The sequence below is a fragment of the Clostridiales bacterium genome, assembly GCA_017961515.1.
Taxonomy (GTDB): domain Bacteria; phylum Bacillota; class Clostridia; order Acetivibrionales; family RGIG10202; genus RGIG10202.
The window spans coordinates 1-1,983 of record JAGCXC010000037.1; the positions used below are offsets into that span (position 1 = coordinate 1).

General features: G+C 33.0%; 1 protein-coding gene. It reads right to left on the minus strand.

The window, feature by feature from the left end; genetic code table 11:
• Window positions 1–144: 144 nt before the first annotated feature.
• The coding region (locus J6Y29_02500) for a glycoside hydrolase family 9 protein (protein MBP5426750.1) at window positions 145–1,983 on the minus strand (1,839 nt) is incomplete at its 5' end.

Genomic DNA, 1,983 nt, shown 5'->3' on the forward strand with positions numbered 1-1,983 from the left:
CTATAAAAATACACATTCTAAATAAATAATAAAATACCATAAGGTTTATAATATTTTTTGGAAATTTTTTATTTAAATACCTTAATGTTTTTTTGTTAATAATTAATAGTTGATAAATTATATTTTATGATCTTATTGTGTTATTTAACAAACATGACTAGGCCAGCATTTTGATTCTTCAAAAAGTGGTTTAGTGTTACTAGGACCTCCAGGACTTATTACTTTATAACTATGTCCATATTCGGGTTTATACATAGGCTCACCATCACTAACAACTGCATGAAATCCATCACATAAAACTTCGAATTCTGTAGGAGGAGTAAATCCTTCTCCAACTGAAAGTGTTGCTTTTTGTTCTGTTCCTTCTCCATCTAAGAAATTATTTTCTCTTCTATTACATAAAGTATAATTAGGATTATCTAGAACCACTGCATTACACCAACTACAACCCTTTATTTCGGCTTCAGATTTAAATGATACACACCAAGCACTGCATAACATTCCAGAACCAGTAGAAATAATTAAACTATTTCCTTCAATTTTAACGTTTATATCATATTTAGGTGGTTTTGGTGGCCATGCTCTATCGAAATTTAAAGCTCCATCTTTGGTTCCAAGGCCAAAATGAACCAAAGCTGCAAGGCATAAAGTAAAACCAGCATTGTAATCAAGAGCAACTTCATTCATTTGATAATTTACTCTTGTATCAGTGTAAGAATCATCAGGGCCTGGACCTCCAGCTAAAGCCCCATATAAAGTAAAAATATCCCAAGTTGGTTTTGCATTCTTATCTTGACAATCAAATGTTCCAGAAGCCCCCCTGTGATGCACGGCTTTTGGGGAATTATCTTCTGCCCCTACTACATAATTAACTCCAGCTGGATTATCACCTAAAATATAATCCATTTGAGATTTTACAAAATCGATATATTCTTTACGTTTTGGATCACTTTCTTCAAGAATATTTGCAAACATTGCAACAACAGATGCAGCATTAGAAGCATATCTATTAGATGCCCATTGAGAAAGGTTTTTATCATACCATAAACCTCCTGGAGTTCTTGGTTGTTTTAATATAGTATCACAATATTTATAACAATTTTCAATATACTTTTCTTCTTTAGTAGTAATTGCTATTAAAGCATATACCCCAGGTCGTTTATCATCCCAGGATAAAGGGCCCGAAATTCCATAAAATCTTTTAGTGTCTTGCTCTCCATATTCAGCTTCTGCAATTTTATCAAACATTTCTCTATATTTTTCTTCTCCTGTAGCTCTTAATAACCATGCAGCTCCCCATACTAATTCATCCATATATCCACTATAGCTTGTATAAAACCCTTGAGCCTGTGGAACAGATTTTGAGTATTCATCTCTAAATTTATCAGCGAAATCATAAATCTCAATAGCATGCTTAAGACATGTCTGAGAATATGCTGAATCTACATCTTTGAATAAAATAGATGCAGCTGCTAAAGATGAAGCAGTTTCTGCAGCAACATCAGAACCTGGTTTATTTTCATCTATTTTGTAAGAAGGATAATCATAATTAATATATTCAGGAGGATACCAAAATCCATGATCAGTTTGACCATTCCCAACCTGAACATATAATTCATTTTTACCTGAGTGACATTTTATTAAATAATCTGTCCCCCATTTGACAGTATCTAACAAAATTTCATATTGTCCTGCCTTTTTATAACCTTCAGCAAAATCTATACCACTCCATGCAAGGAGAGTAATAGCTGAAGCTTGAGGAAAATTAAATTTAACGTTATCACCTGCATCATAATATCCTCCAGTTAAATCAATACCTACATCTTGTCCAGCATCAATCATGCTATCGTGTCTCCAATAAATTCTATTGGTTTTAGGAAGAGGACCTGAACGCTGGCATTCATAGAAAAGAAGAGAAAGTTCGATATGCCTTCCATAATCTTGAGATTTAGAAGAGACATTCAATGTAACAAGGCTTAATAA